At 64.9% G+C, this 26766-nt stretch carries 28 protein-coding genes, 1 tRNA gene and 1 pseudogene; 11 read left to right on the top strand and 19 right to left on the bottom strand.

The genetic code is table 11. The features are described 5' to 3' along the window. Positions 1-5: 5 nt before the first annotated feature. The 8 genes and pseudogenes from ACFWO8_RS29005 to ACFWO8_RS28970 form a co-directional block, all read right to left on the bottom strand. Positions 6-894 (bottom strand): annotated as a pseudogene (locus ACFWO8_RS29005) (sulfurtransferase). Then, positions 891-2063 carry an MFS transporter gene (locus ACFWO8_RS29000; protein WP_378968816.1) on the bottom strand — a complete coding sequence of 391 codons (1173 nt, stop codon included), beginning with the start codon at positions 2061-2063 and terminating at the stop codon, positions 891-893. The pseudogene ACFWO8_RS29005 and the gene ACFWO8_RS29000 overlap by 4 nt, the downstream one beginning before the upstream one ends. A gap of 51 nt (positions 2064-2114) precedes the next feature. After that, positions 2115-2633, bottom strand: coding sequence for a cupin domain-containing protein (locus ACFWO8_RS28995; RefSeq protein ID WP_378968811.1), 519 nt, complete (start codon positions 2631-2633; stop codon positions 2115-2117). 1 nt (position 2634) lies between these two features. Continuing rightward, entirely contained in the window at positions 2635-3855 is a 1221-nt protein-coding gene (locus ACFWO8_RS28990; RefSeq protein ID WP_378968804.1) for a styrene monooxygenase/indole monooxygenase family protein, read from the bottom strand. After that, positions 3852-4994 carry an LLM class flavin-dependent oxidoreductase gene (locus tag ACFWO8_RS28985; protein ID WP_378968797.1) on the bottom strand — a complete coding sequence of 381 codons (1143 nt, stop codon included), beginning with the start codon at positions 4992-4994 and terminating at the stop codon, positions 3852-3854. The genes ACFWO8_RS28990 and ACFWO8_RS28985 overlap by 4 nt, the downstream gene beginning before the upstream one ends. Beyond that, complete coding sequence (locus tag ACFWO8_RS28980; RefSeq protein WP_378968790.1) at positions 4991-6004, bottom strand: styrene monooxygenase/indole monooxygenase family protein; 1014 nt, start codon at positions 6002-6004, stop codon at positions 4991-4993. Before ACFWO8_RS28980 ends, ACFWO8_RS28985 begins: the two co-directional genes overlap by 4 nt. Before the next feature lie 232 nt (positions 6005-6236). After that, positions 6237-7019, bottom strand: coding sequence for a TauD/TfdA dioxygenase family protein (locus tag ACFWO8_RS28975; RefSeq protein WP_378968783.1), 783 nt, complete (start codon positions 7017-7019; stop codon positions 6237-6239). Continuing rightward, positions 7016-7993 carry an L-tyrosine/L-tryptophan isonitrile synthase family protein gene (locus tag ACFWO8_RS28970; RefSeq protein ID WP_378968777.1) on the bottom strand — a complete coding sequence of 326 codons (978 nt, stop codon included), beginning with the start codon at positions 7991-7993 and terminating at the stop codon, positions 7016-7018. Before ACFWO8_RS28970 ends, ACFWO8_RS28975 begins: the two co-directional genes overlap by 4 nt. 225 nt (positions 7994-8218) lie before the next feature. Here ACFWO8_RS28970 and ACFWO8_RS28965 point away from each other — a divergent pair, with 225 nt between their 5' ends. Then, positions 8219-9211, top strand: coding sequence for a LysR family transcriptional regulator (locus ACFWO8_RS28965; RefSeq protein WP_378968765.1), 993 nt, complete (start codon positions 8219-8221; stop codon positions 9209-9211). Between the two features lie 35 nt (positions 9212-9246). Further along, positions 9247-10281: an HAD-IIA family hydrolase gene (locus tag ACFWO8_RS28960; RefSeq protein ID WP_378968756.1), complete on the top strand. Its 1035-nt coding sequence runs from the start codon at positions 9247-9249 to the stop codon at positions 10279-10281. Between the two features lie 255 nt (positions 10282-10536). On the opposite strand, the gene ACFWO8_RS28955 is transcribed toward ACFWO8_RS28960, so the two are convergent. The 3 genes from ACFWO8_RS28955 to ACFWO8_RS28945 form a co-directional block, all read right to left on the bottom strand. Next, entirely contained in the window at positions 10537-10794 is a 258-nt protein-coding gene (locus ACFWO8_RS28955; RefSeq protein WP_378968752.1) for a hypothetical protein, read from the bottom strand. Positions 10795-11698: 904 nt separating this feature from the next. Beyond that, entirely contained in the window at positions 11699-12169 is a 471-nt protein-coding gene (locus tag ACFWO8_RS28950; protein ID WP_378968747.1) for an NUDIX hydrolase, read from the bottom strand. 4 nt (positions 12170-12173) lie between these two features. After that, entirely contained in the window at positions 12174-12914 is a 741-nt protein-coding gene (locus ACFWO8_RS28945) for a helix-turn-helix domain-containing protein (RefSeq protein ID WP_378968741.1), read from the bottom strand. Positions 12915-13091: 177 nt separating this feature from the next. Here ACFWO8_RS28945 and ACFWO8_RS28940 point away from each other — a divergent pair, with 177 nt between their 5' ends. After that, entirely contained in the window at positions 13092-13340 is a 249-nt protein-coding gene (locus ACFWO8_RS28940) for a hypothetical protein (protein WP_378968734.1), read from the top strand. Continuing rightward, positions 13337-13726 carry a hypothetical protein gene (locus ACFWO8_RS28935; RefSeq protein ID WP_378968730.1) on the top strand — a complete coding sequence of 130 codons (390 nt, stop codon included), beginning with the start codon at positions 13337-13339 and terminating at the stop codon, positions 13724-13726. Before ACFWO8_RS28940 ends, ACFWO8_RS28935 begins: the two co-directional genes overlap by 4 nt. Before the next feature lie 580 nt (positions 13727-14306). Here ACFWO8_RS28935 and ACFWO8_RS28930 read toward each other — a convergent pair. Next, positions 14307-14380 (bottom strand) — tRNA-Pro (locus ACFWO8_RS28930). Between the two features lie 457 nt (positions 14381-14837). Here ACFWO8_RS28930 and ACFWO8_RS28925 point away from each other — a divergent pair. Next, entirely contained in the window at positions 14838-15341 is a 504-nt protein-coding gene (locus ACFWO8_RS28925) for a DinB family protein (RefSeq protein WP_378968727.1), read from the top strand. Positions 15342-15440: 99 nt separating this feature from the next. Further along, positions 15441-16493: a fused (3R)-hydroxyacyl-ACP dehydratase subunits HadA/HadB gene (locus ACFWO8_RS28920; protein WP_378968722.1), complete on the top strand. Its 1053-nt coding sequence runs from the start codon at positions 15441-15443 to the stop codon at positions 16491-16493. 15 nt (positions 16494-16508) lie between these two features. On the opposite strand, the gene ACFWO8_RS28915 is transcribed toward ACFWO8_RS28920, so the two are convergent. Beyond that, positions 16509-17627: a helix-turn-helix transcriptional regulator gene (locus ACFWO8_RS28915; protein WP_378969177.1), complete on the bottom strand. Its 1119-nt coding sequence runs from the start codon at positions 17625-17627 to the stop codon at positions 16509-16511. A 102-nt stretch (positions 17628-17729) separates the two neighbouring features. On the opposite strand from ACFWO8_RS28915, the gene ACFWO8_RS28910 reads away from it, so the two are divergent. Both ACFWO8_RS28910 and ACFWO8_RS28905 read left to right on the top strand, forming a co-directional pair. Next, on the top strand, positions 17730-18200 hold the full coding sequence (locus ACFWO8_RS28910; RefSeq protein WP_378968709.1) for a grhN: 471 nt from the start codon (positions 17730-17732) through the stop codon (positions 18198-18200). 10 nt (positions 18201-18210) lie between these two features. After that, positions 18211-19014, top strand: a complete 804-nt coding sequence (locus tag ACFWO8_RS28905; RefSeq protein ID WP_378968704.1) for an MBL fold metallo-hydrolase — start codon at positions 18211-18213, stop codon at positions 19012-19014. A 3-nt stretch (positions 19015-19017) separates the two neighbouring features. Here ACFWO8_RS28905 and ACFWO8_RS28900 read toward each other — a convergent pair whose 3' ends face one another. Next, entirely contained in the window at positions 19018-19602 is a 585-nt protein-coding gene (locus ACFWO8_RS28900; RefSeq protein ID WP_378968689.1) for a TetR/AcrR family transcriptional regulator, read from the bottom strand. Between the two features lie 91 nt (positions 19603-19693). Here ACFWO8_RS28900 and ACFWO8_RS28895 point away from each other — a divergent pair, with 91 nt between their 5' ends. Then, on the top strand, positions 19694-20530 hold the full coding sequence (locus tag ACFWO8_RS28895; RefSeq protein ID WP_378968683.1) for an SDR family oxidoreductase: 837 nt from the start codon (positions 19694-19696) through the stop codon (positions 20528-20530). 4 nt (positions 20531-20534) lie between these two features. Here ACFWO8_RS28895 and ACFWO8_RS28890 read toward each other — a convergent pair whose 3' ends face one another. Genes ACFWO8_RS28890 through ACFWO8_RS28870 form a run of 5 tightly spaced genes read right to left on the bottom strand, consistent with a single transcriptional unit; the run spans position 20535 to position 24586 of the window. Then, positions 20535-21017, bottom strand: coding sequence for a nitroreductase family deazaflavin-dependent oxidoreductase (locus tag ACFWO8_RS28890; RefSeq protein WP_378969173.1), 483 nt, complete (start codon positions 21015-21017; stop codon positions 20535-20537). Positions 21018-21068: 51 nt separating this feature from the next. Then, on the bottom strand, positions 21069-21449 hold the full coding sequence (locus ACFWO8_RS28885; RefSeq protein WP_378917104.1) for a carboxymuconolactone decarboxylase family protein: 381 nt from the start codon (positions 21447-21449) through the stop codon (positions 21069-21071). Further along, positions 21446-22333 (bottom strand): NAD(P)-dependent oxidoreductase, encoded by an 888-nt coding sequence (locus ACFWO8_RS28880; protein WP_378968669.1) that lies wholly within the window; start codon positions 22331-22333, stop codon positions 21446-21448. Before ACFWO8_RS28880 ends, ACFWO8_RS28885 begins: the two co-directional genes overlap by 4 nt. Next, on the bottom strand, positions 22330-23079 hold the full coding sequence (locus ACFWO8_RS28875) for an SDR family oxidoreductase (RefSeq protein ID WP_378968657.1): 750 nt from the start codon (positions 23077-23079) through the stop codon (positions 22330-22332). Before ACFWO8_RS28875 ends, ACFWO8_RS28880 begins: the two co-directional genes overlap by 4 nt. Positions 23080-23116: 37 nt before the next feature. Beyond that, positions 23117-24586: an aldehyde dehydrogenase gene (locus ACFWO8_RS28870; protein ID WP_378968650.1), complete on the bottom strand. Its 1470-nt coding sequence runs from the start codon at positions 24584-24586 to the stop codon at positions 23117-23119. A gap of 118 nt (positions 24587-24704) precedes the next feature. Here ACFWO8_RS28870 and ACFWO8_RS28865 point away from each other — a divergent pair, with 118 nt between their 5' ends. Both ACFWO8_RS28865 and ACFWO8_RS28860 read left to right on the top strand, forming a co-directional pair. Next, positions 24705-25295 carry a TetR family transcriptional regulator gene (locus tag ACFWO8_RS28865; RefSeq protein WP_378968634.1) on the top strand — a complete coding sequence of 197 codons (591 nt, stop codon included), beginning with the start codon at positions 24705-24707 and terminating at the stop codon, positions 25293-25295. 112 nt (positions 25296-25407) lie between these two features. After that, positions 25408-26760, top strand: coding sequence for a cytochrome P450 (locus ACFWO8_RS28860; protein ID WP_378968629.1), 1353 nt, complete (start codon positions 25408-25410; stop codon positions 26758-26760). Positions 26761-26766 lie beyond the last annotated feature (6 nt).

The raw sequence follows: 26766 nt of genomic DNA, 5'->3' as shown, positions 1-26766 counted from the left end.
TACGGTCATTGGCTTCCTTTCTGTATAGGGCGCTCGACCGGAACACCGAGCAACGATCCGTACTCGGCCCACGATCCGTCGTAGTTCTTGATGTCGTCGTGGCCGAGCAATTCCCGGAGTACGAACCAGGTGTGGGCTGAGCGAGCACCGACCCAGCAGTAGGTGATCACGCCGGCCTCGACGTCGAGCCCGGCGAACTGCGCCGCCAGTTCGTCGTCGGATTTGAAGGTGTCGTCGGGATTCACGACCATGTCCCATGGCAGATTGATTGCTCCCGGAATATGTCCCGACCGTTGGGCGACCTCGTGCGGGCTGTTGCCTGGGGGCGAAGGCAGGTCCGGCGAAGGCGGGCGCGAACAGCAGGCCGCTGTACTCGTCCGGTGTTCGGACGTCGACGATGCTCGTCGCACCGATCGCGGCGAGGACGTCGTCGCGTCCGGCACGCACCGACGAGTCCGGCGTCGGCACCTGATAGACCGCTGGGTGAGGTGCGAACGTGTCCGTGGCCAGCGGGCGCTTCTCCAACTCCCACTTGCGGCGACCGCCGTCGAGGAGCTTCACCGACCGGTGTCGGTAGTGGGTGAAGTACCAATAGACCAGTGCCGCCAGCAGATTGGAGGCCACGGAATAGATGACAACGGTGTCGTCGTTGCTGATCCCTTTCGCGGACAGCAAGTCAGCGAATTTGTGCGGCCCGATCAGGCCCAGCGTCAGATCATCCTGAAACTCTGACCAACCGATCCATACCGCCCCCGGCACGTGGCCGTGCAGATAGTCAGCCTGCTCGTTGCCAGTTTCGATGAACACCAGACCGGGTGTGCCGAGATTGTCCTCGGCCCAGGTGCCACTCACCAGCACGGTTGCGCGCCCACTGACCTTCGATGATCCGCTCATGCCACAGCCACTTTCGAGTCGTCGACGTCGGTGGCCAGGCGATCGCGGTACCACGCCACTCCGCTCAGGGCGATTCCGGCGACGGTGACGGCCGCTGCGACCAGATACACCGATCGAAGACCGCTGCTGTCGATGACCCGCCCGCCGAGCCAGCCCGCGAAGGCGGCCGCGAGCTGGTAGGCCGACGCGTTCACCGCCATGGCCAGTGTCGGCGCCGCCGCCGCGGTGCTCAGCACCCGTGACTGCATTCCGGGGATCACCGAGAAGCCCAGTGCGCCGAGGGCGAACACCATCACCGCGATGAGCACAACGTTGGTGCTGACCAGCCACATGAGCGCGAGCGCTGCGGTCAACAGGGTCAGCAACCCGATCTGCGAAGGCATCAGGGCACGGTCCGACAGGCGGCCGCCGATGAGATTGCCCACGGTCGCGCCGACACCGTAGACCAGCAGCCAGCCGGCGACCGAACCACTGGTGAAGCCGCTGACATCGGTCAGCAGCGGCGAGAAGTAGGTGAACACCATCAGCACTCCGGCATTGGCGATCGCGGTGATCGCGATCGCCAATTGCACATCACGACTGCGGAATACCCGCATCTCGGCCATCGCGGACCCGCCTGCGTTCGCCACCGCGGGGACCAGCCGGATCACCAGCAGCGACCCGAGCGCGCAGACCGCGGCGACCGCGGCGAAGGTGGCACGCCATCCGTACTGGGAGCCGATGAACGTGCCCAGTGGCGCGCCCAGGATCATCGCCATGTTCATGCCGAAGACCAGCTTCGACACCGTCGAGGCCTGCTTTCCTTCCGGTGCTGTCGACACCGCGGTGACGATCGCGTTGGCGAAGAAGGTCGATGTCACCAGCGCGGTGAGGATCCGGGCTGCGAACAGGGCCTCGTACGCGGGTGCGAGCGCCGATGCGATATTGCCCACGACGGCGACCACCAGCAGCGTCACCATCAGGGGCTTGCGGGGAAACCGCGTGGTGAGCGCGGTCAGTGTCGGCCCACCGATGATCATTCCGATGGCGTAGGCCGTGACAAGGAGTCCCGCGGCCGGGATGGACACGTCCAGATCGGAGGCGACATCGGGCAGGATCCCCGCGATGACGAACTCACCGGTGGTGATGCCGAAGACGCACAATACAAGTGATGCGAGACTCAACCGCATGGTTCTCTTCTCTGTCCGAGTAGGAATTGGTTGATGGGCAAGGGCCCGGCGCTAGGGCGTCGGCGCAGGACCGGCGTAGCTATACCCGTAGGTGGTACCGAGCGAAATGATGTGGTCGAGATCGGGGCCGATTTCCTCGGTCGGCATCCGGGTCGCCTGCGCCGGAGGCATCTCGGCTGCGAGGAACAGGTCGAACTGGGGTTTGTTGCCCAAGTCCGGCGTCGAGTGAATGGTGAGGAACCTGACCTCGTTCGAGATCGCGACGAATCCGTGGGCGACCATCCGTGGGATGACCATCGTCGTCCCTGCCTCGGCGAGCTGCTCCTGGCCGTCACAGACCATGCGCAGCGCACCGTCGAGCACCATGAACACCTCGTCCTCGATGTGGTGGTAGTGCAGCGGGGTGTTGTATCCGCGCTGACCGATGTGCTCCACCACTGTGAAGGAGTCCCGGGTCGCCTTACCCGGGACGCGGATATGTGCGAGTCCGTCGAGCAGGGTGACTGCGGTCTGGTCGGCTTCCGGAATCAGAATCCCTTTGTCGTCGATCTCGATGTCCAAGTTGGTCATGTCACTCCTCGATGTATTCGGCGAGGAACGACTCGGTTCCCCGGGGCCCGGCCAAGCTCTGCCACATCGCGACCGGGTCGTTGAAGTTGTTGATGAACGCTTCGGCGATCCGTTTGTCCTCGGCAGCCCTCGCGAACAGTGCGGTGGTGTGCGCCGGCGCAGGCCCGAGAAACGCGGCACTCCAGTCGACAACGTTGCGGGCATGCGTCCACAGCTGCTCTGAGGCGGCCCGGCAGAACGTCTCGTCGTATCCGCCTGCCTGCGCCACAAGCAGGTCGGCGAGTGCGAACGCTGTGTGTGAACCGAGATTCGCACCCTGCGCCGTCAATGGGTCATTGGTAATCCACGCGTCGCCGATCGCGATGGCGCACTTGCCGTTCGGCAAGGTTGCCCAGCCGTGGCGGACCATCGGTGTCACACTGCCCTGCGCCAGCTCGCCGGGTCCGATGAGCGTGAAATCCTGGCCATCGACACGTTCTCGCAGTCCGGGCGCGAATTCGCCGAGCAGTGCGAGGACGTCGCGGTAGAACCTCACGGGTTCGACGGCGGGATCGACCCGGGAGATCGGTTCGAGCGGTCCGCCGGGAACAGCTTCGAACGCGAGCACATCAGCGCGGCCCTGTGGTGTCAGGAACGGGATACGGAAGATCTCCCCGATACCGGGGATCAGGCACAGGTCCAGCGATTGTGGTGTGTCCTCGCTGATTCCGCGGTACAAGCCGCTGCAGAGGATCCGCTGGGGAGCATCGAACACCGAGCGCGATGCGTCACGCGGGAACAACTCTCGCATCGAGCGATCGCCGTTGGCCACCACGACCAGGTCGTGCTGCTCGGCCACTTCGGTGATCGGTCGTTCTCCGACGATGACTTTTCCGCCCCGCTCGGCGAACCTGGCGCACAGGTGCGGCAGGTAGAGCCGAAAGTCCACGACGCTCGACGGGGGCAGCAGCTCCCCGTGGAATGCCAGTGTGTGATCACCTGCGCCGACGGTGACATCCCAGCGGCATACCTGGGCGTCGGCGGTGTCCCAGTCGAAGACTCCGAGCTGGCGTTCTCGTTGCTGGGTGGGGCCGAATCGGGCGGGGAAGTTGCGAGGTCGCCCGGTGGCGAGCTGGTCGAGTTCCTGAGCGGAGTAGACCACGACCTCGATCCCGAGTTGCTGTAGCCGCAGGGCGAGCTGCAGCCCGGAAATTCCCGTGCCGACAATGCCGATGGTGGTCATACGGTGATCTCTCCGATCTGTACGGGAGCACGCAGTTCGCGAGTCAGCCATGCCACCGACTCGAGGGTGAACGCTGCTGCCTCCGGCGAAGCCATGGCCGACACCGGGATCAGCATCGGGTGTTGCAGACCCGCCTCGACCAGCTCGCCTATTCGGTCGAGCACGGTCTGTCTGCTCCCGACGAGTACCTGATCTGCCACGACCCCGTCCGGGATCACGGACATTGCCTGCTGGACGTCCTCGCGCGTCAGCATGTGCGGCAACAGATCCTTGAGCCCCTGGTAGCCAGTGCCGAAGGGGTGCTCGGCACCGTGCGCGGCCCACGCGTCGGCTCCGGCGTGCAGAGCGAGAAACCGGATGGCGGTAGAGTCCAACAGCGCATGGGCTGCTTCATCGGTTTCGGCGACCACGATAGGCACCCCGCCGGAGGCGACGATCGTCGCCGGATCCCGGCCTGCGGTCTCGGCTGCCTGCCGGACGACCCGCAATCGGCGCGTGTACTCGTCTGGCACCATGAGTTCCGCCGGCAGCCACCCATCCGCGTATCTGCCGGTCAGGGCGAGCATCCGGTGACGACTGCCGCCGACCCAGAGCCGTGGCTCGCAACCTGCCGGAGCCCGCAGACCCATCAATGCTTGATCCAGGGTGAAGTGTTTGCCTCGGAAATCGTGCGGGCCGGGTCCTCCGAGCAGCATTCGCAGGATCTGCAGCGCCTCCTCCACCCGGTCGACTCGGCGATCGTGCGGTAGTCCGTAGGGTTGGAGGTTCTCCAACGCGCCTGCTCCGATGCCGAGCACCGGCGGGCGCTCGGTGAACTGCGCCAGCGTCAATGCCGTCTGCGCCAGAACCGCGGGGTGGCGTCGATTCGCGTCGGTGACACCGATTACAAGCTGGACCGGCCCCGCTTGTGGTGCGAAGTTGCCCAGCACTGTGGCGAAGTCGAGGCATTGGTCCGGGCTCGGCGCCTGCGACGCCAGGTAGGTGAAGTCGATATCCCATGCCTGGCTGGGGAAGGCGTTGATCAAGTGGTCGAAGACCAGGAAGGCATCCAGCCCGTGCGTGCGAGCCAGGTCGAGCAAGCCACGCCCGCCGTCGACGGATCCGACGGCGTCCCACACCAATCCGACGTTCACTGTCACTGCTTGCTCCTCGTCGACTGAGCCGCTTCGATGAATGCCGCGGTGTGCTCGGGCATGCTGATGCTGTGCCACATCGCTGGTGGATCATCCATATTCGCGATGAACGCGTCGGCGATGCGCTGGTCACCGGACGCGGCGGTGAGAAGTGAGAGGACCTGTGGCGCCGGAGCACCGAGAAACATGTTGGTCCAGTCGACGACCGGTTGCGCCGTCGCCCACAACTTTTCGGACAGCGCCATACAGAAGTTCGCGTCGAAGGCACCGCGGTGCGATGCCAGTGCTTGCGCGACCTGAAAGGCCTGCGCCGAACCGAGATTGGCTCCCTGAGCGGTGAGCGGGTCGTTCACGATCCACGCGTCGCCGATCGCCAGGGCATGCCGGCCTTCGCCCATTTCGGCCCACCCGCGCCGGACCGTGGGCACCAACGCGCCCTGCATGACATCGATCGGCCTGGTCAGACCGAACTCGGTGTAATCGACGCGCTCGCGTAGTGAGGGCGCATAGGTAGTGATGAGGTCGAGTACCCGCTTTGCGAACAGTTCGGGATCGTCGCGATGCTCAGGCCCAGTCACGGGCTGGAATACCCCACCAGGTACCGCCTCGATCAGCACAGCTGTTACTCGCCCGTCGAAGGAATGGAAGGTCGGCGCGTGGATCTCCCCGACCCCCGGGACCATGTTCATGCTCATGCCAGGCGGTTCCGGCGGCGCAATGCCCTGGAACAGTCCGCCCGCAAGAACTCTGGGCGCCACCCGGAACGGCGAACGCGCCGGATCACGGGGAAACACCTGCTGCAGCTCACCGCGCCCCGCCGCGACGATCAGCAGGTCGTGGTTCGCGGCGAGGTCGGCGAGATCGCGGCCGTCGGCCGGTCGGCTCTGCACCACGGTCCCGCCGCGCCCGATCACCGATTCGAGCAGCCCGGCCAGATACATCCGGAAGTCGACGGAGCTGGCCGGTCGCGGCAACGCGCCCCGAAGGGCAAGTGATTGTTTACCGTCGATTCGCATGTGCATCCACGCGTTGTCGAATTCGCTCGACGACCAATCAGTGATGCCGAGCGAATTTTCCCGTTCCCTGGTGGATCCGAAACGGGTGACGAAATTCAGCGGCGGGCCGCTTCGGATCTCGTCCGGATTCTGGCGTGTATAAAGGGTCGCTTCGATTCCGAGTTGTTGCAGCCTGAGTATGAGATGCAGACCGGATATGCCTGCCCCGACAATTCCGATAGACCTACCCATATCAGATCACTTCGACACGTTGCAGGTGCCGATTCGTCGGCCCACTGAACGCGTTTCGTCCGTGCACGAGCGAGAAGTTGTCGGCGATGAGGATATCGCCTTTCTGCCAGGCATGGTCGTAGCAGTATTCGCGGCGGTGCAAGCGCTCGGACAGCCCCTTCACGAATAGCTCCTGCGCATCATTCTCGACACCGTCCACGGTGACCGAGACTGGGTTCTTATAGACGTTCGGATCCAGCGGTTCAGCGAAACGAAGCACCGGAAGGCCGGTCGCCGGATGCTGCGAGACAAGTTGCTCGGTGACCTCGCCCCCGTAATGTGCCAGCTTTTCTGTCGAGTAGGTCAGGCTGATCTTCGACCACACGTTTCGAGTCGCATCGTCGACATCTCGATACACGGCAGTGGTGTCGCAGAATACGGTTTCACCACCGGCATCTGGAGTCGCATCTAGACACTGGAAGAAAAACCATCGTGGATCCGATTCTACGAAGGCGCCGTCCCAATGGAACGGCACATCGCCGCTTGCGAAGAGATAGTTCTTCGGGTCGTCCTGAACGACGAGGTCGACGACTTCGCCGACCTCCCATTCGAGCACATCGCCCCAACGTCGGCAGTAGTCGGCGAATTCCTGTGTTTCCAGCAACGAGAAGCCGCGTAGCACCAGCACACGCGACTCCACGGCCCATCGGGCCAAGGTCTCGACCGGAATATCGGAGATCTGCGCGTCACCGTATGCCTCGACCACGCGACCGAATGGTCGCAGAGGGTTATGTGAGACCTTCATGCCGAAAGTTCCTCCTTAGGATCCGCAGCGATCTGTGGTGCGACGAAATGACTCGGGCGGTTGTGCCGCGAGACCATGGTCGCCCCGAGTTCTTCTGCTTTCCAACGCTTTACGAGTCGGCGGTGGACGCCGTCGTCGAGCACGACACCGTGCCACGGGGTGAGCCAACTGTCGCTTGTTCCCACCAGATGCAGCCCGAACTTCTCCGAATGCGGCGGCTGCGGGTGAATCGACAACCGGAGCGCATCGGGGAAATGTTCCGATACCACGCGACTCCATGCATTACTACGCCGAATGGTCTGATAGGCACTTGCCTTCGATTTATTGCGAATCTTCGTTTTCGAGAAATCGCCCTCGCACGCACTCATCGCATCCTCGAACATGAAGCGATGAATACCATCGAAGAGCGCGCGCGTAGCAGCGTCGGTGCGAATGCTTTCCTTCAATTCTTCGAGCGAGTCGGAGTAGTCACACTCGAGCACGTCGCGCAGCTTCGGGTAGTCCCGGCTACCAAAAGCATCGTCTAATCCGAAAATGTCCAGCGACATCCACCCCGCGGTGGCGACAAGCTTCTCGATTTCATCGCGATATTCGGTCACAAGAATGTCGGATACACCGACCACGTCGCCGAATACATGACCGTCCGAACAAATAGTGATACGTGCTCCCGGCGAATAGAAGTGGCCGACGTAGTCACACAGCGACTGCAAGAATCCGAGTGCTATATTCTCCCCCAGATCCGGAGTCGACCCCAGCACCTTACTACGATTCGGCGACTTCGCTGGAAACGCTGGTATCACAAAATGAATGGGCTCGTTGCGACGGACGAAAGAATCAATCTTCGATTTACGATTCTCGTAGGCTTCACCGATTCGATCCGTCGTTGTGGGAACCCCCTCGCCAGACTGATGGACACGTTGATATCGGTGTAAAAATTCCAGAACTTTGCGCGAAATGTCGGTCTCCACAGACATGGCAGCAGCCACTCTCCAAACTCAAAATCCCCCCCCAGTACGCCGGGAGATACCTGTGATTCTCGGTCCCCGTTGACCCGATTCGAACCGCTTACCGCACAGCCTGCGTTCGATCCGGCGGTCGGTCGGCATCTCATGATGTCCGACCTTCCGTATCAACAGCCTGCCAGGCGGGCACACCGACCAGCAATGGCGCAACGATTAGAATCGGTGTAATTTGATAATGTGTCGATTATTGATCAATCCGAGCTCCGTCTGGCCAGCATCGACGATCCGACCGCTCATCAGCTGCGACTGCTGCTGACCCTCGCCGAGGAACTTCACTTCGGTCGCGCCGCGCGTCGGCTGTATCTGACCCAACCCGCCCTCAGCCAGCAGATCCGCTCCCTCGAGGAGCGCCTCGGCGTCGCACTGTTCCATCGTTCCAGCCGCCGGGTCGAACTGACCGCCGCGGGGCGCGCTGTGTTGCCCACAGCCCGCAGCGTGGTGGATGCCGCCGATGAGCTGCGCAATATCGCACGTCGCATGACCTCTGGCTCCGAACGTCTTCGGCTCGGGGTGTGCGAGAGTTTCACCGCGCTGGATTCGACCCGCAGCATCATCGCGGCGCTGACTGAACTGCACCCCGATCTCGGTCCGGACGTTCGAGTGCTGGATCGATTCAGCGATCAACTCCTGGCCTTGCAATCGGGTGAGATCGACGCGGCCTTCGCTCATTTTCCGGTGCCCAACGACCTGCACTGCGAACCACTCGCTGTCGAACCACGTCTGGCGTGCATCGCGAGCTCCGATCCGCTGACCGTGCGTTCGTCGCTGGAGCTGACCGATCTCGCCGAGCATCGGGTGATCAGCCTGGTATCACCGACGTTCCGAGCAGGCCACGACTTCTGGTCGGTGAATCCGCGCCCGGACGGCTCCCAGGTCCGCTATGCCGCACACCCGGGCTCGAGCTTCGAGTCGGTGCTGTCCACCGTCTCGCTCGGCGGCACAGTCGCCTTCGTTCCAGCAGTCGCCGCCGATCTCTACCCCCGACCCGACCTGTGCTACCTCGACGTCGAAGACCTCACCGAATGCACCTTCGGCATCGCCTGGCACCCGGGCAATCCGGTGCCGGCGAAGTTGGCCATCCTGAAAGAGGTCGTCAACGGTTATCGGCAGGGTCGCTCCACCCGAGCGGATGCAACCAAGCAAGCGAAGGCAGCTGCGGACACCACGTAATGTGTTGAGGTACAAGGCTTTTGATTGGGGGATCCATGCCGCAAGAGCAGCAGCCAGCCTGGACGAGACTGCCGTTGGCGCAGCGCTTCGCGAGCGCGCTGATCGATCTCGACGGAGTTGTCTATCACGGCACAACGCCCGTGGCCGGCGCCGTGGATGCGTTGACCTCAGCGCGCTCGGCCGGGCTCCGAACGTTGTTCCTGACCAACAACGCCTCCCGCACCCCGCACGAGGTCGCCGCACTGGTCACCGAACTCGGCCTGCCCACCACTGAGCGCGACGTCGTGACGTCCGCCCACGCCGCAGCAGCGTTGGCCGCCCGGCGGATTCCCGGGGCACGAGCACTGATGGTAGGCGGCGTAGCCATGAAGACTGCGCTGTGGGAACACGGCCTGACACCGGTCCACAAGGCCGACGACGACCCCGATCTCGTCGTCCAGGGCTTCGCACCCGATGTCGATTGGCGCCAATTGGCCGAAGCGGCGTACGCGGTCGGGCGTGGCGTTCCGTGGATCGTCACCAACAGCGATATCGCGGTTCCCCGTGAAGGCGGAATCGCGCCCGGCAACGGCGCATTGGCCGAAGCGGTCCGGTTGGCCACCGGCGCAACTCCTGAATTTGCAGGCAAGCCCTACGAGCCGATCTACCAGGAAGCCTTGTCACGCACCAGCGGCCCCCACCTGGTAATCGGTGACTCCCTGGATACCGATATCGCCGGCGGCAATCGAATGGGGCTGCCCAGCCTGCTCGTCCTGACGGGAATCACGACACTACGTGACCTGCTGATCGCCCCGCCCCCTCATCGCCCCACCTACCTCGGGCTCGACCTGCAGGAGCTATTTCACACCAGAGAATCTGTGACCCACGACGGGTATCGATGGATCTGCGCCGGGTGGACGGTATCCGCATCCAATCATGACCTGACTCTGCGACCACCAAGCAGCACCATGCCGACCCGAACGCAGCTACTGGACGCTGCTCGCACACTCTGCCATGCCGCCTGGGCCCGACCGGACCTCGAGACGAGCAAGGCGCTGGCCACTTGGCAGGACTGGTCCCGCCTCCACTGAACTCGGGCCCGAGGCCAATACGGAATCGGTACCGCCCGAACAAGTCAGCTGAATGGCCACGGGAAAGGCGGATGTCCCGAGGATTGGCCAGTGAGAAGCGATGTCAACAACTGCCACAACAGGTCGAACGCAACGGAGCCCATCGGTAACCCCTCGTATCGTCACGGGTTCGATCACCTAACACCGCGTCTGGCGGCCGATCAACGATAGCCAGCCCATCCGTCCACAGGCGGCTGAAACACCTCGTAATCGAGGTCAGCCGGCCAGCGCTCGCCGGCAGCATGTTCGGCGCGACCAGGACTGCGACCGTGCGCTGCTCCGCGGCAGCGGGGTCCGCGTGGCAGCGTCGATGTCAGTGGAGGGTTGGCCGTAGGTCAGGACCCGGCGGGCTTCGTGCCCGCTGCCGGTGTCGGTCGCGGCGAACACCACGCGTTGTCCGGCGTGCAGCGTCTTGTAGCCGGGCGCCGCGATGGCGGTGTAGTCGCAGAACACCGCGGGCCCACCCCGGTCCAAGTCAGGAATCCGAACCCTTCTTGGCGTCGAACCAATCGACCCGGCCGGGCCGCCAGGATTCAGAACCGGTGGGCGGTGTGCCGGTGCGGGTCGAAATCGATGTGCGGGTCAGTAGGCGAGGCATGAGATGCCGTCGTCCGCACAGGGCACGCTCCATGCTTGGTCGATGCGGTCGGACATGTCAGCGGTGTCGATGCTGTGTTCACAGGCATCGGCGAGTACCGCAGTGACGTCGAGGCCCACCTCGCGGTCGGCGTCGAAAACGAAGGCCTCCTGGTCTGCACGGTCGGCCTGCGAGGCGGTCGGTAAAACGGGTCATCGGGTCCTCCTCGAAATCGCTGTCAGACGGAGCCGGTGGCCGAACCCCGCCAGGGTTCGGCCACCGGACGCGAGGGAAATCGGATTGAGCTCAATGGAAGAGTGCTGCGGGATCGATCGATACCCCTCACCTCACTTTCGATACCGGATCGTCGAAACAGTGGGCGGCCCACTACTTGAGCGGCGGAAGACTGCGCTGCAGACTATCGGTGACTCAGTATCACCGACCCGTAGATTCCCGCCTGGATGAGCATCTGCCGGGAATAGGAAGGGCTCAGCTGCGAGTCCAAGGCTTTCCCCCGGCCAGTCGCAAGCCGCCAAGGATGCGAACCGTAAACTGGTATGCTCGTCTGACCGCCAATAGGGAGTACTTATCGGTGGTTAGAAATCGGCCACTGGACACAGCGATAGACCACGTTGAGAATGTGTCGAACGGGCGCGCGTCACGTCCGAGGGCCGGACGAACTGTCGCGCACCGGCCATTTACGCTCTGGCAAGGTCGGGCTCCTGACACGCGCAGGCTTCTACTGTCGTGAGCAATGCGCCCGGTTACCTGGCGCACTGACGCGTGGCTGTCGCCGAATCGTCAGCCGAGATAGGGCGCGCTTCGCCCCTCGAGGTAGTGGGTCAGTCTGAGTCGCTGCGTGTGGTGGATGTCGAGGCTGTCCAGTTCGGAGGGGGCTACGAACCGCAACTCTGTGGACTCATCGGAGATGGCGAGGTCACCCCCTATGACACGAGCCAGGAAGCACACGTTGAACTGGCGCCGAACCTCGCCATCGCTATACGCGATCACGTGCCGCGGATCGGTGTAAGTACCGACGAGCCCGGTGATTTCGATGTCGAGTCCGGTCTCTTCCTTGACCTCCCGCACCGCGCAGCCGGGGAGACTGTCGGTCATCTCCATACCGCCGCCAGGCAGTGCCCATAGGCCGCTGTCGGTGCGCCGCTGGAGCAAGATTCGGCCGATGTCGTCGCACACCACGGCGGACGCCGCAACCACAAGGCTATTCGGCTCCGGTGCGGTTGGGTCGTCATAGAACTCGGTACGCGCCATCGGCTCAGCCTTTCACCGGTCGGCCGGTTTGCCAGACCGCGTTGAAACTGTCGGTGTATGTGTCGAACAGACCACCGTCGACGGTACGGCGCAGATGCCATACTGGCGCACCGTATGCGTTCACGCCCCACACGTGGGCATTGACATACATTTCGTCGTCGGCGCGAAAGATGCTGTTGTAGAGCGTCGTTGCGTGGGTCCGCAGCTCGATGCCCGGCGTTGCTGCCAATTCACGGTAGTGCATCAAGGCCAGGCGGCAGCGCGATTCGATGCCGTGACCGAATCTCTCTTCCATGCCTCGTTGTTGGACGTTGGCGCTGTCGGCGTCGCCCACGGCTATTCGTATCGCGCAGCCCTCTTCGGCGCGTTCGGTCAATAGATCGTTGAGCCGCGGGTATGCCTCGTGGAGGAAGACCGCCGCGTAGACCAGGATGTCGATGTGGTCTCGCGCCGGCGCGAGCAGGTTGACGAACATCGACGCCGAGACATCTGCTCGCTGGTCGTAGAGGGCAACGAGTTCGGGGCTGACGGCACGCGCCGTGCGCGCCTGCTGCAGGGCAGGCCACAGGGCATGGACATCCTCGCCTAAACACTCGGCAGCCTGGATTGCGGTGCGCCGCCGCGGAACTCGACCGAGGTTCACCCAGCGTTCAACCGATTTCGGATCCACATTCGTGGCCTCGGCCAGTCTCGCGTGTGTCCATCCTCGCGCGGCTATTGCGGCGCGCAACCGCTCGTTCGACATAGGGACGTTGTACACCCATCGGGACGTCCTCAAGTGGGAAACGTAGGAGGTTCCGTCGTCCCGGCGATCAGCGGACGCTGAGTTCAGCCGCGCCGCCGGGTGACCCTATATCCCCCGGCGGCGGAGGCACACCAACCCTTGAGAGAGAGGGCCGCCATGTGGGGGCAGACAACGACCGTGCCGAAACAGCCGACGGTGTGGGACATCATCGCTCGCCTGGCGCAAGAGGCCGAACAGCAAGGCAGACCGTCGCCGGTGCTCGATCACGCCGCACCAGCCGGGCAGCTGACGGACGATCAGGCGCACACGGTGATGCAGAATCATCGGACGTGCGAGCGGTGGCAATGCGCGCGGAAGGCCTCGGCGTGGGACGTGCTTGTCGCGGCGGGTCGTATCGTCCCGCGACCGGCGAACGGGTCGATGTGACCGACGAGCGCACAGTACGGGAGTTGGCGGCGCTGGACGCGGATGTTGTCGCGGCCTTGGCGGCGGCCGAACTCGTCGACATGGTTGGGCCGATCGTCCTCGCAAACGGCATGTGGGCGAACCGATATCACGGATGGTGGCGGGTGACCTCGGACCGCGAGGGTAACGAACCGATAGGCCGACGCCTGGCCACAACTCTCGACGAGTGCCGCCGGTGGGCCATCACAGTCGGACCGCACCCCGTGGGCAACGAGATGCTCGCGACCTTCCGGAAAGGGTTCTGGTGGCTGACCCAAGACCGCGAAGGTGTTGACCTTGCGGGACGCCGTGCAGGGTTCTCACTGGAGGAGTGTCGCCGCTGGGCGGAGGACCTCACACCGGAGTGAAACGGTGGCTGTCGCGTGAGCTCCTCCGCCAGACTGGCGTGTTGGACCGCGGACTGGGATGTTTCTTCATCTACCCAACGATTATCACTGTGGCGACGACGGACTCCGCATCGTCCGCTCCTGGATGGCCTGCCCGGAAATACGCCGCTGGCGATTGCATCGAACTGCCTGATTCGCTGCAGGGGGCAGCGATCGTTTCTGCCGAGCCTGGCTTAGGCCCGAGAGAGTGCAATGGACCATGGGAGGCGTGATTCGCTCGTCGCACGCACTGCTGATCCTCGAAGAGGTCCGCGCCGTGGTGGCGCAACTCCCCCTCGATCCAGTGGTCCGTTCCATCATCCGGAGGGAAAGCGAGCCGCCGAAGGCTCGGCGCGCGGTCGGTCCTTGGATAGAGCCGCGACAGCCACACCTAACCGACCGCATCGACCGTCTCTCCGCGACCCGATTGAGCGGCACCACGAGACACTGGACAGGCGTTCGGATTCAAAAACGTGGGGTTTCTGTGGGAATTGGCCAAAAAACGTCAAATCTCCGAAAAAGCGAAACCCCCTCCGACCGAGGTCAGAGGGGGTTTTCACTGTCGGGCTGACAGGATTTGAACCTGCGACCACCTGACCCCCAGTCAGGTGCGCTACCAAGCTGCGCCACAGCCCGTTCTTGCCCCCGTCTCCGGGTGCTCGAAAAGATTACCTCACCTGTTGGCGAAGGTACTAATCGGCTGGTAGATGCACCTTTTTGCCGATCCGAAGGAGCATCGCCCGGGATGCGGTGGGGTCGGTGAGGGTGCTGAGTTCGTCGGGGTCCCACTTGGTTCCGTGACGTTGCGCGGCTTCGAAGCCCGGGGAGTCCAGGGTGGATCAGCCTGTGCCATACTGGCTCCAGGCGACATCGAGTCTTCGGTGATCGACCAGTTTGATGCGGTGTAGATCGACCCGCGTCACGTCCCTCAGCGCGCATTCCGCGACGAGCACATCAGGTTCTCCCCTCCCCTGGTTCACCCCCGTACCTGGACGCGTGGTGCCCGACCCGAGATCAGTTGCTGAAGCGGCCCCCTGCCGATTGTCCAGCCTCGCCGATGACTTCGATCAGCAAGAGAATGGAGTGAAAGTCTATGGTTACCAACCCGATTACCACCGGTGCTGAGCGAGCGATCATCGAGAACACGCTCGATCGCAACCGCGAAGCACTCATCGCAACCGTGCGCGGCCTGTCCGATGTCGATGCCCGTCGGCGACTCGTCGCGTCGCTGACGACACCGATCTCGTTGATCAAACATGCCGCCGCGGCGGAACGGATCTGGTTCCAGCGATTCTGGGCCGGACTCGACGAATCCGAATGCGACGGATACTCGAACCGGGACGAGGGCACTTTTGTCGTCGCGGACCACGAGTCGCTGGCCGAGGTGATCGCCGAATTCGAGCGTGCGAGCGGGCGATCACGGGTGATCGCCGCCCGTTTCGACCTCGACGAGACCAAGGACAATCCCCGCGAAGGGACGGTCAGCATGCGATGGACGCTGCTCGCCATGATCGAGGAGTTCGCCCGCCACGCAGGCCACGGCGATATCCTCCGCGAACAGCTCGACCAGCCTTCACCTCGACAATCGTGGCCGTGAAACGGTGGTTCGACGGCCGCCCAGCCGCCCGTATCCTTGCGACACTCCAGGAACAGCAAATATCGCCCGAATTGTTGATCATTAGCTAGCTTGCGGGATGTGCGCCCGACTCCAGACGACTCCAGGTTGCTCGATTCATCCGGCGATTCAGACACATCCTCGTCGCTGGTCGGGCAGTCCTATCGAACCAGCGACTGCTATGTCGTCGGGCGCGAGAAGATCCGCGAGTTCGCCCGTGCGGTTCAGGATGGTCACCCTGTGCACCAGACCGAGGAGGCGGCCGCCGACTACGGTTACGCCGGCCTCGTGGCGCCCTTGACCTTCATCTCGATACCAGCGTTTCTGGCGCAGATCGGGATGTTCGATCGAGTCGTCCAGGGCTATGATCTCAGCCAGATCATGCAGACCGACCAGTGCCTCACTGTCCACCGGCCGATCCTGGCGGGCGACGCTTTGCGCTTCGAGGTCGAATTCGAGTCGTTCCGAAAAGCGTTCGGAGGCGACCTCTTCGGATTCAAGTGTTCGGTCACCGACCAGAACGGCGACGAAGTCATCACCGTACGTACGTCCTTCGTCGGCAGGCCGGAGGTGAACATCGCCGCGACGAACATCTGCGACGGACTGCTGATGCAGAACTTCCGCCATGGCACCTCGATTCCACGACAACGCCACACGCCCGAGCAACCCGCTCGGCCACGTCGGGCCACAGCCGCAGACCTGGGCCGGAATATGTTGCCGTTCAGCGCGATAGCCGTCGGCGACGAACTTCCGCCGAGAAGCGTGACCGTGCGGCTCGGCGACCTGGTCAATTACGCAGGCGTGGCCGGCGACCCGAACCCCATTCACTGGAACAACGAAGCGGCAGCATCGGTAGGCCTGGAATCGCCGGTCGCACAGGGCATGCTGATGATCGGCATAGGCGCCGGATATGTCACCTCATGGGCCGGCGATCCCGGCGTGGTGACCGAATACGCGGTACGGCTGACCAGTCCGGTCTACGTCCCCACCGGCGGAGCCACGGTCGAGTACACCGGCAAAGTGAAGGCTGTCGATCCGGACCGCAAAACGGCGACGGTCGCGATCACCGCCAAACAGGACGACAGGAAGATCTTCGGACGGGCCGTTGCCGTGATCCAGTGCGCGGACCGATAGCCGCACCGCCGTCGGTCAGTACGTCGGCCAGGGTCCACCCCGGACCGGCTTGGTGGCGGTGACGCGGTGCTCGTTATCCCGGAAGCGGGGTTCGTAGTGGGTGAAGAACACCTTGGCGACCAGGTCGCGGCGGCTGTGGACGCCGGTTTTGTCGAAGATGCTCTTCAGATGCTGCTGCACGGTGTGTGCCGAGACGGTCATGTCGTGGGCGATCTGCGAGGTCGAGGCGCCCTGTAGCACCAGCCGGGTGACGTCGCGTTCGCGCTCGGTGAGGCCATAGGCCGACATCAGCAGCGGGTAGATGCGGCTGGGGTGGGCGGGTTCGATGATCACCGCGACCCTTGTGTGGGCCGTCGAGGTCAGGCGGGCGCCGTGCAACACTACCCAGGTTCCCGATTTGGACAGCGCTCGTGACACCAGCACCTCGTCGGGCCGATCGTCAGCCGCGTTGCGAAACGCGCGCGCGGCGAGGGTGACCACGGCGCTGGGCAGCTTCTCGCGATCCCAGTCGCCGTCCGGCAGGTCCGATATCCAGCGCTGCACACCGGCGCTGGCCGATTCGATCTCGCATGCCGAGTTGAGCACCAGCAGACCGGGCGAGTCCGCGTATTCGGGTTCGCCTGCCTGCCCGATCAGCAGGGCCCGGCGTACGCCGTCGGCCAGGGTCGGCGCCACGGTCGCCACGAATTCCTTCTCGGTGGAGTCGAACATCGCGGCACCGGGTTCGCGATAGAGCGCTAGCGCTCCCCACACCTCACCGGAGCGGGTGCGCAGGCGCGCGATCAGTTCCTGGTCCCCACCCATCGTCATATTGCGTTGCCAGCGTACACTTTTCGAGGGGTCACCGCCAAGGGCTTCGTGCAAGGTCGACAGTCCGGTCACCGACCGGACGACATCGACGATGCCGTGGCGGTCCTCGCCGTACTCCGCGGCCAGCCACTGCGGCGGAAACTCGGCGAGACCGAGGTGGAAGTGGCTCGTCATCAGCAGCGACGCCGGGTCGAGGGTGTACCAGCACGGCGTCCAGTAGTGCGGGACGACGGTGGCCAGCACCTCCGTCGTCTCCTGCCACAGCGACACCAGATCGTGCGGCTCCCGGCACAGCCGTCCGATCTTGTCGGCGGCGCGTTGCATCGAATCCGTGCTCACCAGATCAACGGTAGGCCGCAGTCGGACCAGGGGAAATACCAGGTTTGTGGGATGCCGCGGTGGCGGGGAGATTCCTAGCCTGGATATATGACGAATACCGGAACCGCGAAGGTGCGCCTCAGTCCGCCGCCGCCGGAATTGATGCGACTGATCAATCCTGTCGTGCGGCGCGTGCTGGCGACCCGATCGCTCGGCAGCCGCATCCGGCGGCAGGGAATGGTCGAATTCACCGGCCGCCGCACGGGCCGCAACCTGCGGATCCCGGTCTGTCTGCACCGCGTCGGTGACGAGACGCTGATCTTCACCGAGCGACCGTGGCGCCACAATCTGGCCGGCGGGGCACCGGTCACCGTCACCCATCGCGGGCATATCCGCCACGGCCGCGCCGTGCTCGTCGATGCCACGCCGTCGCACGTCGGCGCCGCGATCCGAGCAGCGATGGATGACGGTGCCCGCCCGTTCGAGCTCGGTCTGAAGATCACGCGCGGATACGACCCGACCGCCGACGATCTCGCTGCCATCGCGCGCTCGATCATCCGGGTCGACTTCGAGGACTGAGGAAAATGCCATGCGTATCAATCGAATTCAGCACGACATCACCGTTCTCGCCGACGAACTGGAGGTTCCGGGTATCGGCCATCTACCGGTCAATGCCTACGTTCTGCACGCGACGGAACCCGTCGTCGTCGACACCGGGCTCAGCCTTCCCGACCGTGGATTCATGGCAGCGCTGAGTTCGGTGGTGGATCCTGTCGACGTGGAATGGATCTGGCTCACCCATCCCGATCGCGACCACACCGGATCGCTGTTCGACCTGCTCGACGCCGCCCCTAACGCCCGGTTGGTCACGACATTCCTCGGCGTCGGCATCATGTCGTGCGCTCGACCGGTCCCGATGGATCGCGTGTATCTGCTGAATCCGGGACAGTCCCTCGACGTCGGTGACCGACGTCTCACCGCGTTTCGCCCACCCCTGTTCGACAACCCGAGCACCGTCGGGTTCTACGACGAAAGCAGCGAATCATGTTTCACCTCGGACTGTTTCGGGGCTCCGATGCCGAGCGCCGAACTCGCGACCGCCGACGACGTGGGTTACGCGCCGCCGACCGAGATTCGTGCGGCGCAACACCTCTGGGCGGCGGTGGACAGCCCGTGGGTGCACGTCGTGGACGAGAGTAGATACCTTGCCACCGTGTCGGAATTGCGTGCGTTCGATCCGCGACGGATCCTCAGTACACACCTTCCGCCCGCCCAAGGACGGACGTCGGAATATCTGGACATGCTTGCCGAGGCGCCGCATGCCGCGCCGTTCGTCGGTCCCGATCAGGCTGCGCTGGAGCAGATGCTGGCGAGCTTCGAACCCCAGCCGTGAGCGTCAGGCGGATCGCAGAATCCGCAGCGCGGCCCGCTCGATGCGGTCCGCGATCTGGGAGTACGACTCGTAGCCCATCCCGGCCCGCACCAGCGCACCGGCGTAGATGATCTCGAGCCATTCGATGACCTCGTTGTCGGCGTCGGGGCCGAGCGCCCGGGCGATCCGGCCGCGGATCTCGATCCCGATGCGGGTGCGCAGGTGCTCGACGTCCGGGTCCGAGCCGAGCAGTGCGCCGGTGACCGCCCCGGACAGCTCCTGCTCTTCGGCCACCAGCAGCGCGATGTTGCGCAGCTCGGCGAGTACCCGCACCGTCGAGTCGGGATCATCGCTCGCGGGTGAGCGCGAGGCCAGCAGTCGACGCCAGAAGATCTCGGCGACCAAGTGCTCCTTGGAGGAGAAGTAGGTGTACGCGGTCGCGGTGGCGACGCCCGCCTCGGCGGCGACCAGCCGAATCGTCATGCCGGAAAAGCCGTCTCGGGCCAGTACTACCAGCGCGGCCCTGGTCAGCCGATCGACGGTGTCGGCCTGTTTGCCGGTCAATCGACGCCGGGTCGCTTCGAGGCCGATGGAATCGCTTTCAGACATGCGTCCGGATGTTACTCGCCAGTTCCGATGCCTCGGTCAACCGCACCGCGGGGGTTGATTCAGAAGAATGTCCAGAATAGAATCTGGACACATGTCTAATGAACAAGACGCCAGGTCCACCGTCGGCAAGGTGGTCGTTGTCACCGGCGGCGCCCGCGGCATCGGACGGGCGGTCGCGAGCGCGCTCGTCGAAGGCGGATCGGTCGTTGCCATCGGCGACATCGACGCCACCACGGTTACCCGCACCGGAACAGAGATCGCCGCGACGGTGGCGCTGCACCTCGACGTCACCGACCCCGCGTCGTTCGCGACGTTCCTCGCCGAGGTCGAAAAGACCTGCGGCCCTATCGATGTGCTGATCAACAATGCGGGCATCATGCCGGTCGGGAGGTTCACCGAGGAGTCCGACGAGATCACCCGCCGGATTCTCGACATCAATGTCTACGGCGTCGCCCTCGGCACCAAACTCGTGCTGCCGAAGATGCTGGCTCGCGGCCGCGGCCACATCGTGAACATGGCCTCGATGGCGGGCGAGAACCCGACACCGGGGATGGCCACCTACTGCGCGAGCAAACAGGCTGTGCTCAGCTTCACCGAGACCATGCGCCTGGAGCACCGCGGCACCGGTGTGCGGTTCTCGGCGGTGCTGCCGACGTTCACCCGCACCGAGATGATCGCCGGAACCCGCGCACCACGCGCCTTGCTCGCCGACCCGGGCGACGTCGCCGCCGCAGTCGCCGCACTGATCGCCCGGCCACGCCGCCGCGTCTCGGTGACCCGTCTCGCGGGCGTCCTCGCCGCCTTCAACAAGCTGACCCCGCGCCCGGTCGGTGAATTCATGGCTCGGCAGTTGGGCGTGCACCGCACCTTCATCGACGTCGACCGCGACGCCCGCCGCGCCTACGACGACCGGCTCTCGCCCGACTGACCGCTCAGACGCCGGTGCGGGAGAGGATCATCACCGGGATCTCCCGCTCCGTCCACGACTGATAGGCATCGAAATCGGCGTAGAGCTCGACCAGCTTCGGCCACAGCCGTTTCCGCTCGTCGACCTCGGCGACGCGGGCCAGGACCGGATAGTGCTCGGCGCGGATCCGCACGTGCGCGTTCGGGTCCGCGCGCAGGTTCAGGTACCACTGCGGGTGATTCGCGAGACCGCCCTGTGAGCCGACGATGACGAGGTCCTGGCCGTCGACGAGGTAGAGCAGCGGCGCGGCGAAGACCTTGCCGGACTTGCGACCTCGATGTTCGAGCAGCAGGGTCGGCACCGGGCGGCGGAACCCGGCGCCGATCCGCCAGGTGCCGCCGACGCGGCCGTTGGTGCGGCGATAGACCCACGCTTGCATCCGTGATCCGTATCGGATGATCTGCGTCGTCATCGGCGCGTTCAGCCCTTTCGGCTGATTCTTCGGCATACCCATCGACCGCACGCTACAGCGGTCGCGGACGGCCGGGTTCGGAGTGCCTCATTTCTTGCGCCGCTCCTGCGCGATCACCTTGCCGACAGTGCCGTCGAGCTTCGTGCCCGCGGGCCAGCCGACATAATGGCACAGGAACAGCGCGATCTCGCGCAGCTGTTCCTCGGACAGTTCACCGTTGCGCAAGGCCGCGCCGATCTGGATCTCGGCGACGTCGAGATTGCCCTGCGCGGTGAGCGCCCCGATCAGCAACAGGCGGCGCTCCCGGACCGTCAGCTCGGGACGCGACCAGATGTCGGCGAACAGGTGGTCGGCGGTGACGGCGAAATGCTCGCCGGGGCCGTCGGCGAATTCCCAGCCGTAGACTTCGCTCATCTTGGCCAGGCCGCGCTGCCGTACGTCGGCGGGAGTTTCTCCGTTGGTGGTCATGACGACTCCTTGTCGAGCACAGGGTGGGCGACGCCGAGGCCGTCGGCCAGGCGTTCGATGGCGAGTTGCGCCAGGGGCAGGTCGACCTCGAGCCGATCACCGAGTTCGAGCGCGAGGGACAGGTCCTTCTCGCCGAGATCGCGGACGTGACCGAGGATGGGGAACCAGAAGTCGTCCTCCTCGATCGGCGCGGTGGTGTCGCGCAGCATGATCGCGCCCGGCCCGCCGGTTACCGCGTCGGAGTGCCGGACCACCTTGCCGAGCGCGGTGAGACTGAGTCCGGCGGCGCCGGCGAGCCGCTGCGCCTCGGTGGCGGCGGTGAACGAGATGAAGTGGAGCAGGTTGCGCGCCAACTTCATTCGCGTGCCCGCACCCACCGGACCGGCGTGCACGATGAGGTCGGCGAAGCACCCGAACGGCGCCCTGATCTGGTCCACCGCCTCGGCACTGCCGCCGACCATCACCGCCAGCCTGCCCTGGGTGGCGCCGGGCGCGCCGCCGCTGACGGGCGCGTCGACGAATTCGACCTCGTGCTCGGCGCAGCGGGTGGCCAACTCCTGCGCGGTCCGGTCACTGATGGTGGAGTGCACCGCGACGACCGTGCCCGGTGCCGCGGTGCTGAGAATGCCCGCCGGGCCGGTGAGGACCTCGGTCACCTGCGCGTCGTCGATGACGGTCACGCAGATGATCCGCGCGTGCGCCGCGACCTGCGCCGGATCGGCGACCGAACGCGCGCCCGCCGCGACGAACGGTTCGGTGACCTCGGCGCGCACATCACAGACCGTCAGCCCGCCCGGCCACTCCAGCAGCCGTCGCGCGATCGGCGCGCCCATATTGCCCAGTCCGATGAATCCGACCGGGGCGCTCGCGGATTCGGTGGTCATCGGATGATCTGCCCGCCGTCGACATTGAGGATCTGGCCGGTGACCCAGCTCGCCTCGTCGGAGAGCAGGTACAGGCAGGCGCCGACCAGATCCTGCGGGGTGCCCATCCGCTTGATCGGAATGCGCTTCACCATGTCCTTGACCATATTTCCCGGCGTGACGGTCTGGGTGGCCTCGGTGTCGATCGGGCCCGGCGCGATGGCGTTCACCCTGATCCGGGAACCACCGAGTTCGGTGGCGAGCTGCTGGGTGAGTCCGTTGATGCCGACCTTGGCCAGCCCGTAGAACCCCGAGTACAGCCACGCGGCGGTGGAGGACTGGTTGACGATCGAGCCGCCGCCCGCCGCGATCATCGGCTGCCAGACCGCACGCGTCACATTGAGCGCGCCGTCGAAGTTCACGCCCATGAACTTCTTGTAGTAGTCCCACGGCACGGTGAGCAGTAGGTCGAGCTTCATCTCGCCGTAGATGGCCGCGTTGTTGACCAGGTGATTGATCGCGCCGAACTCGGCGACAGTGAATTCCGCCAGTGCGGCAGCAGAGTCGGGATCGGCGACGTCGACGCGCCGGAAGGCCGCCGTGCCGCCGTCGGCGACAATCTGCTTGACCACCTCCTCGCCGCGCTCGGCATTGAGATCGGCGACAACGACATTGGCGCCTTCGGCGGCCAGCGCGGCGGCGTAGACCGCGCCGATGCCCTGCGCGGCGCCGGTGACGATCGCGGTGCGACCGGTGAAACGTGCCATGGTGTTCAGCTCCTGGGTGTGGTCGATGTCGGTGAGGTCAGGCGGGGGTGGCGATCAACTTGGTCTCGAGGTATTCCTCGAAACCGGCGACGCCCATCTCACGGCCGATGCCGGATTGCTTGTAGCCACCGAACGGCGCGTCGGCGTGGTACCAGAGCCCGCCGTTGACGCTCAGCGTCCCGGTCCGCACCCCCGAGACCACCCGCTCGATCCGATCGGGATCGGTGCCCCAGACCGAACCCGACAGGCCATAGGGCGATTCGTTGGCCAGCCGGATCGCGTCGTCGTCGCCGTCGTGGGCGATCACGACGAGCACCGGCCCGAAGATCTCCTCCTGGGCGACGGTCGCGGTGTTGTCGAGTCCGCTGATCAGGGTCGGCTCGATGAAGTACCCGCGCTCGGAGTCCGCGGGCCTGCCACCACCGACCTCGATGCGCCCGCCCTCGTCGCGCGCGATCTGGAGATAACGTTCGACCCGCGCCCGCTGCCGCTCGGAAATCAGTGGGCCGCAGACGGTTCCGGGATTTGTCGGATCACCGGCCGCGAGCCCGCGCAAGGCACCGGCCGCCGCGGTGACCGCCGCGTCGTAGGACTCGCGCGGCACCAGCAGCCGGGTGGTGAGTGCGCAGCCCTGGCCGGCGTGCACGGCGACCGTGAACGCGGTGTAGCTGGCCGCCGTGGCGATGTCGGCGTCGTCGAGCACGATGGCCGCGGACTTGCCGCCCAGTTCGAGGAAGGTCCGCTTGAGCGTGGCCGACGCGCCGACCATCACCGAGCGCCCGGTCTGGGTCGAGCCCGTGAAGGTGATCATGTCGACTCGCGGATCGAGGACCAGCTGGGCGCCGAGTCCGTGATCAGAGGAGGTGACGATATTGATCACGCCCGCGGGGAAATCAGTGTGCTCGGCGATGAGCGGGCCGAGGATCGCGGCACACCAGGGAGTATCGGGGGCGGGCTTGAGCACCACGGTGTTGCCCGCGGCCAGTGCGGGCCCGAGCTTGGCCAGGTTGATCTGGTGCGGGAAGTTCCACGGCGTGATGGCGCCGACGACACCGACGGCCTCGCGGCGGATCACCCGGCGGCTGGCGATGCCCATCAGGTCCCTGGTGCCGAGATCGGTTTCCCAGGTGTAATTCTCGGCCAAGTCGGCGGCGAAGGACAGATCGGCGATCGGCCCTTCCAGCTGCGGTCCGCTGGTCAGCATGACCGGTGTGCCGACCTCGGCGATCGTGATCGCCCGCAGCTCCTCGAGGTGTTCGCCGAGCACGTCACGTAATTGGCGCAGGCAGTGCGCGCGGAACGCCGGATCGCGCGACCACTGTGTCTCGTCGAAGGCGGTGCGCGCCGCGGCGATGGCCGCGTCCATGTCGGCACCCGAGGCGTCGGCGGCGTATCCGAGCACCTCCTCGGTGGCGGGATTGATGGTCGCGAAGACACCGGAGCCACCCGGGATCAACTTGCCGCCGATCAACAGTGGTGTGCCTTCGGCGGGGACGAGGCCGTTCATAGCGAGGCTCCGATACGTGTCTGGACAGGTGTACGGAATATAGTTCGGTTTATCGATCGGACGCAAGACCATACGAGCCGATTGGCCCGTACACCCGACTGTAGTAGTATCCAGACACATGTCCGAAACCGCGCCTACCGGCATCGAAGCAACTCGACGACGCTTGACCGAAAAGCAGGCCGATACCGTGGACCGCCTGACGGTCGCCGCCGTCGAGGTGCTGTCGCGAGAGGGCTACTCGGGGACGACGATCCGGCTCGTCGCCGCGTCGGCAGGCGTCGGAACAGCCACCGCCTACACGTACTTCTCCTCCAAGGAGCACCTGATCTCCGAGGTGTTCTGGCGACGACTGGTCGCCATGCCCCCACTGGAGGTAGGCGATGCCGACGCGACCACCCGCGTGGTCGCCGTCCTGCGCCAGGTCTCGATGCTGGTGGCCGACGAACCCGCGTTGGCGGGCGCGGTCAGCAGCGCGCTGCTCGGCGACGATCCCGACGTGCGACACCTGCGGGTGCGCATCGGCATGCAGATCCGCCATCGACTCGGCGAAGCTCTCGGCACGAAAGATCCCGAACGCCTGGCCGCCCTCGAACTGCTGTACGCCGGCGCGCTCCTCCAGGGCGGCATGGGCCTGCTGTCGTACGCACAGGTCGCCGATCTGCTCGAAATGTGCGCGCGCCGGTTGATGGTCGAGCCCGCCACCGACTAGCGCGCTCGACCACCGGATTCGGACTGAACCCTGTCGCGCATCAGGAAACCGTAGTACTGTCCAGACACATGTCCATATAGTGTCTGGACATTATTCCGGGAAGGACTTTCCAATGACGCTGGTCAAACCGCAGCGCGTATCCGGAGGCGAAGACGAACACGGGCACCTGGCCGAGTTCCGCACCGATCCGATCGCACTGATGCGGCGTGTTCGCGCCGAGTGCGGCGATGTCGGTTCCTTCGAACTCGCGGGACGCGACGTCGTCCTGCTATCCGGCGCCGAGGCCAATGAATTCTTCTTCCGTGCCGGCGACGAGGATCTCGACCAGGGCGCGGCCTATCCGTTCATGAAGCCGATCTTCGGCGAGGGCGTCGTCTTCGACGCACCACCCGAGCGCCGCAAAGAGATGCTCCACAATTCGGCGCTGCGCGCGGACCATATGCGCGGGCACGCGGGCACCATCGCCCACGAAGTGGATCAGATGGTCGCCCAGTGGGACGACGAGGGCGAGATCGACCTGCTCGAGTTCTTCGCCGAGCTGACCATTTACACCTCATCGGCCTGTCTGATCGGGGTGAAGTTCCGCAATCAGCTCGACGGGCGCTTCGCGCACCTCTATCACGAGCTCGAACAGGGCACCGACGCCCTGGCCTACGTCGATCCGTACGCGCCGATCGAGAGCTTCGCCCGCCGCGACGCCGCTCGGATCGCCCTGGTCGAGCTCGTGCAGGCGATCATGGATCAGCGGGAGGCGAATCCCCCTGCGGGCAAAGATGATCGCGACATGCTCGACGTCCTCATCTCGGTGAAGGACGAGAACGGGGCGCTGCGGTTCTCGGCCAGCGAGATCACCGGCATCTTCATCTCGATGATGTTCGCGGGCCACCACACCACCTCGGGCACAGCGGCTTGGACGATCATCGAGTTGCTGCGCCACCCGGAGACGCTGGCCGGTGTCGTTACCGAGCTCGACGAGCTCTACGCCGACGGCGCCGACGTGAGCTACCATGCGCTGCGCCAGATTCCGAATCTGGAGGCCGCCCTCAAGGAGACACTGCGACTGCATCCGCCGCTGATCATCCTCATGCGCCTGGCGCGCGGGGAGTTCGAGGTGTGCGGGCACCGGATCGGGCCCGGCGACATGGTGGCCGCCACCCCCGCGATCTCCAATCGGATTCCGGAGGACTTCCCCGACCCGGACGCCTTCGATCCCGGCCGCTACCTCGATCCGCGCCAGGAGGACATCCTCAACCGCTGGAACTGGATTCCGTTCGGCGCGGGCAAGCATCGCTGCGTCGGAGCTCCGTTCGCGCTGATGCAGCTCAAGGCGATCTTCTCGATTCTGCTGCGGGACTGGGACTTCGAACTCGCGCAGCCGTCCGACACCTACCGCAACGATCATTCGAAGATGGTGGTGCAGCTCGAGCAACCCTGCCGCGTGCGTTACCGCCGCAGGCAGCGCTGAGCGCGG

It is taken from the genome of Nocardia sp. NPDC058480 (assembly GCF_042720495.1).
Taxonomy (GTDB): Bacteria; Actinomycetota; Actinomycetes; order Mycobacteriales; family Mycobacteriaceae; genus Nocardia.
Note: the sequence above shows the minus strand (reverse complement) of the source record. Positions and strands in the feature narration are given on the sequence as shown.

Bases quoted from the DNA above. Each gene is read 5' to 3' on its own strand.
- ACFWO8_RS29000 (WP_378968816.1), bottom strand. From the start codon at position 2,063: ATGCGGTTGAGTCTCGCATCACTTGTATTGTGCGTCTTCGGCATCACC.
- ACFWO8_RS28975 (WP_378968783.1), bottom strand. From the start codon at position 7,019: ATGAAGGTCTCACATAACCCTCTGCGACCATTCGGTCGCGTGGTCGAG.
- ACFWO8_RS28980 (WP_378968790.1), bottom strand. From the start codon at position 6,004: ATGCGAATCGACGGTAAACAATCACTTGCCCTTCGGGGCGCGTTGCCG.
- ACFWO8_RS28860 (WP_378968629.1), top strand. From the start codon at position 25,408: ATGACGCTGGTCAAACCGCAGCGCGTATCCGGAGGCGAAGACGAACAC.
- ACFWO8_RS28990 (WP_378968804.1), bottom strand. From the start codon at position 3,855: ATGACCACCATCGGCATTGTCGGCACGGGAATTTCCGGGCTGCAGCTC.
- ACFWO8_RS28875 (WP_378968657.1), bottom strand. From the start codon at position 23,079: ATGGCACGTTTCACCGGTCGCACCGCGATCGTCACCGGCGCCGCGCAG.
- ACFWO8_RS28895 (WP_378968683.1), top strand. From the start codon at position 19,694: ATGTCTAATGAACAAGACGCCAGGTCCACCGTCGGCAAGGTGGTCGTT.
- ACFWO8_RS28885 (WP_378917104.1), bottom strand. From the start codon at position 21,449: ATGACCACCAACGGAGAAACTCCCGCCGACGTACGGCAGCGCGGCCTG.
- ACFWO8_RS28945 (WP_378968741.1), bottom strand. From the start codon at position 12,914: ATGTCGAACGAGCGGTTGCGCGCCGCAATAGCCGCGCGAGGATGGACA.
- ACFWO8_RS28880 (WP_378968669.1), bottom strand. From the start codon at position 22,333: ATGACCACCGAATCCGCGAGCGCCCCGGTCGGATTCATCGGACTGGGC.
- ACFWO8_RS28995 (WP_378968811.1), bottom strand. From the start codon at position 2,633: ATGACCAACTTGGACATCGAGATCGACGACAAAGGGATTCTGATTCCG.
- ACFWO8_RS28970 (WP_378968777.1), bottom strand. From the start codon at position 7,993: ATGTCTGTGGAGACCGACATTTCGCGCAAAGTTCTGGAATTTTTACAC.
- ACFWO8_RS28905 (WP_378968704.1), top strand. From the start codon at position 18,211: ATGCGTATCAATCGAATTCAGCACGACATCACCGTTCTCGCCGACGAA.
- ACFWO8_RS28870 (WP_378968650.1), bottom strand. From the start codon at position 24,586: ATGAACGGCCTCGTCCCCGCCGAAGGCACACCACTGTTGATCGGCGGC.
- ACFWO8_RS28865 (WP_378968634.1), top strand. From the start codon at position 24,705: ATGTCCGAAACCGCGCCTACCGGCATCGAAGCAACTCGACGACGCTTG.
- ACFWO8_RS28950 (WP_378968747.1), bottom strand. From the start codon at position 12,169: ATGGCGCGTACCGAGTTCTATGACGACCCAACCGCACCGGAGCCGAAT.
- ACFWO8_RS28960 (WP_378968756.1), top strand. From the start codon at position 9,247: ATGCCGCAAGAGCAGCAGCCAGCCTGGACGAGACTGCCGTTGGCGCAG.
- ACFWO8_RS28900 (WP_378968689.1), bottom strand. From the start codon at position 19,602: ATGTCTGAAAGCGATTCCATCGGCCTCGAAGCGACCCGGCGTCGATTG.
- ACFWO8_RS28890 (WP_378969173.1), bottom strand. From the start codon at position 21,017: ATGCCGAAGAATCAGCCGAAAGGGCTGAACGCGCCGATGACGACGCAG.
- ACFWO8_RS28925 (WP_378968727.1), top strand. From the start codon at position 14,838: ATGGTTACCAACCCGATTACCACCGGTGCTGAGCGAGCGATCATCGAG.
- ACFWO8_RS28915 (WP_378969177.1), bottom strand. From the start codon at position 17,627: ATGCAACGCGCCGCCGACAAGATCGGACGGCTGTGCCGGGAGCCGCAC.
- ACFWO8_RS28910 (WP_378968709.1), top strand. From the start codon at position 17,730: ATGACGAATACCGGAACCGCGAAGGTGCGCCTCAGTCCGCCGCCGCCG.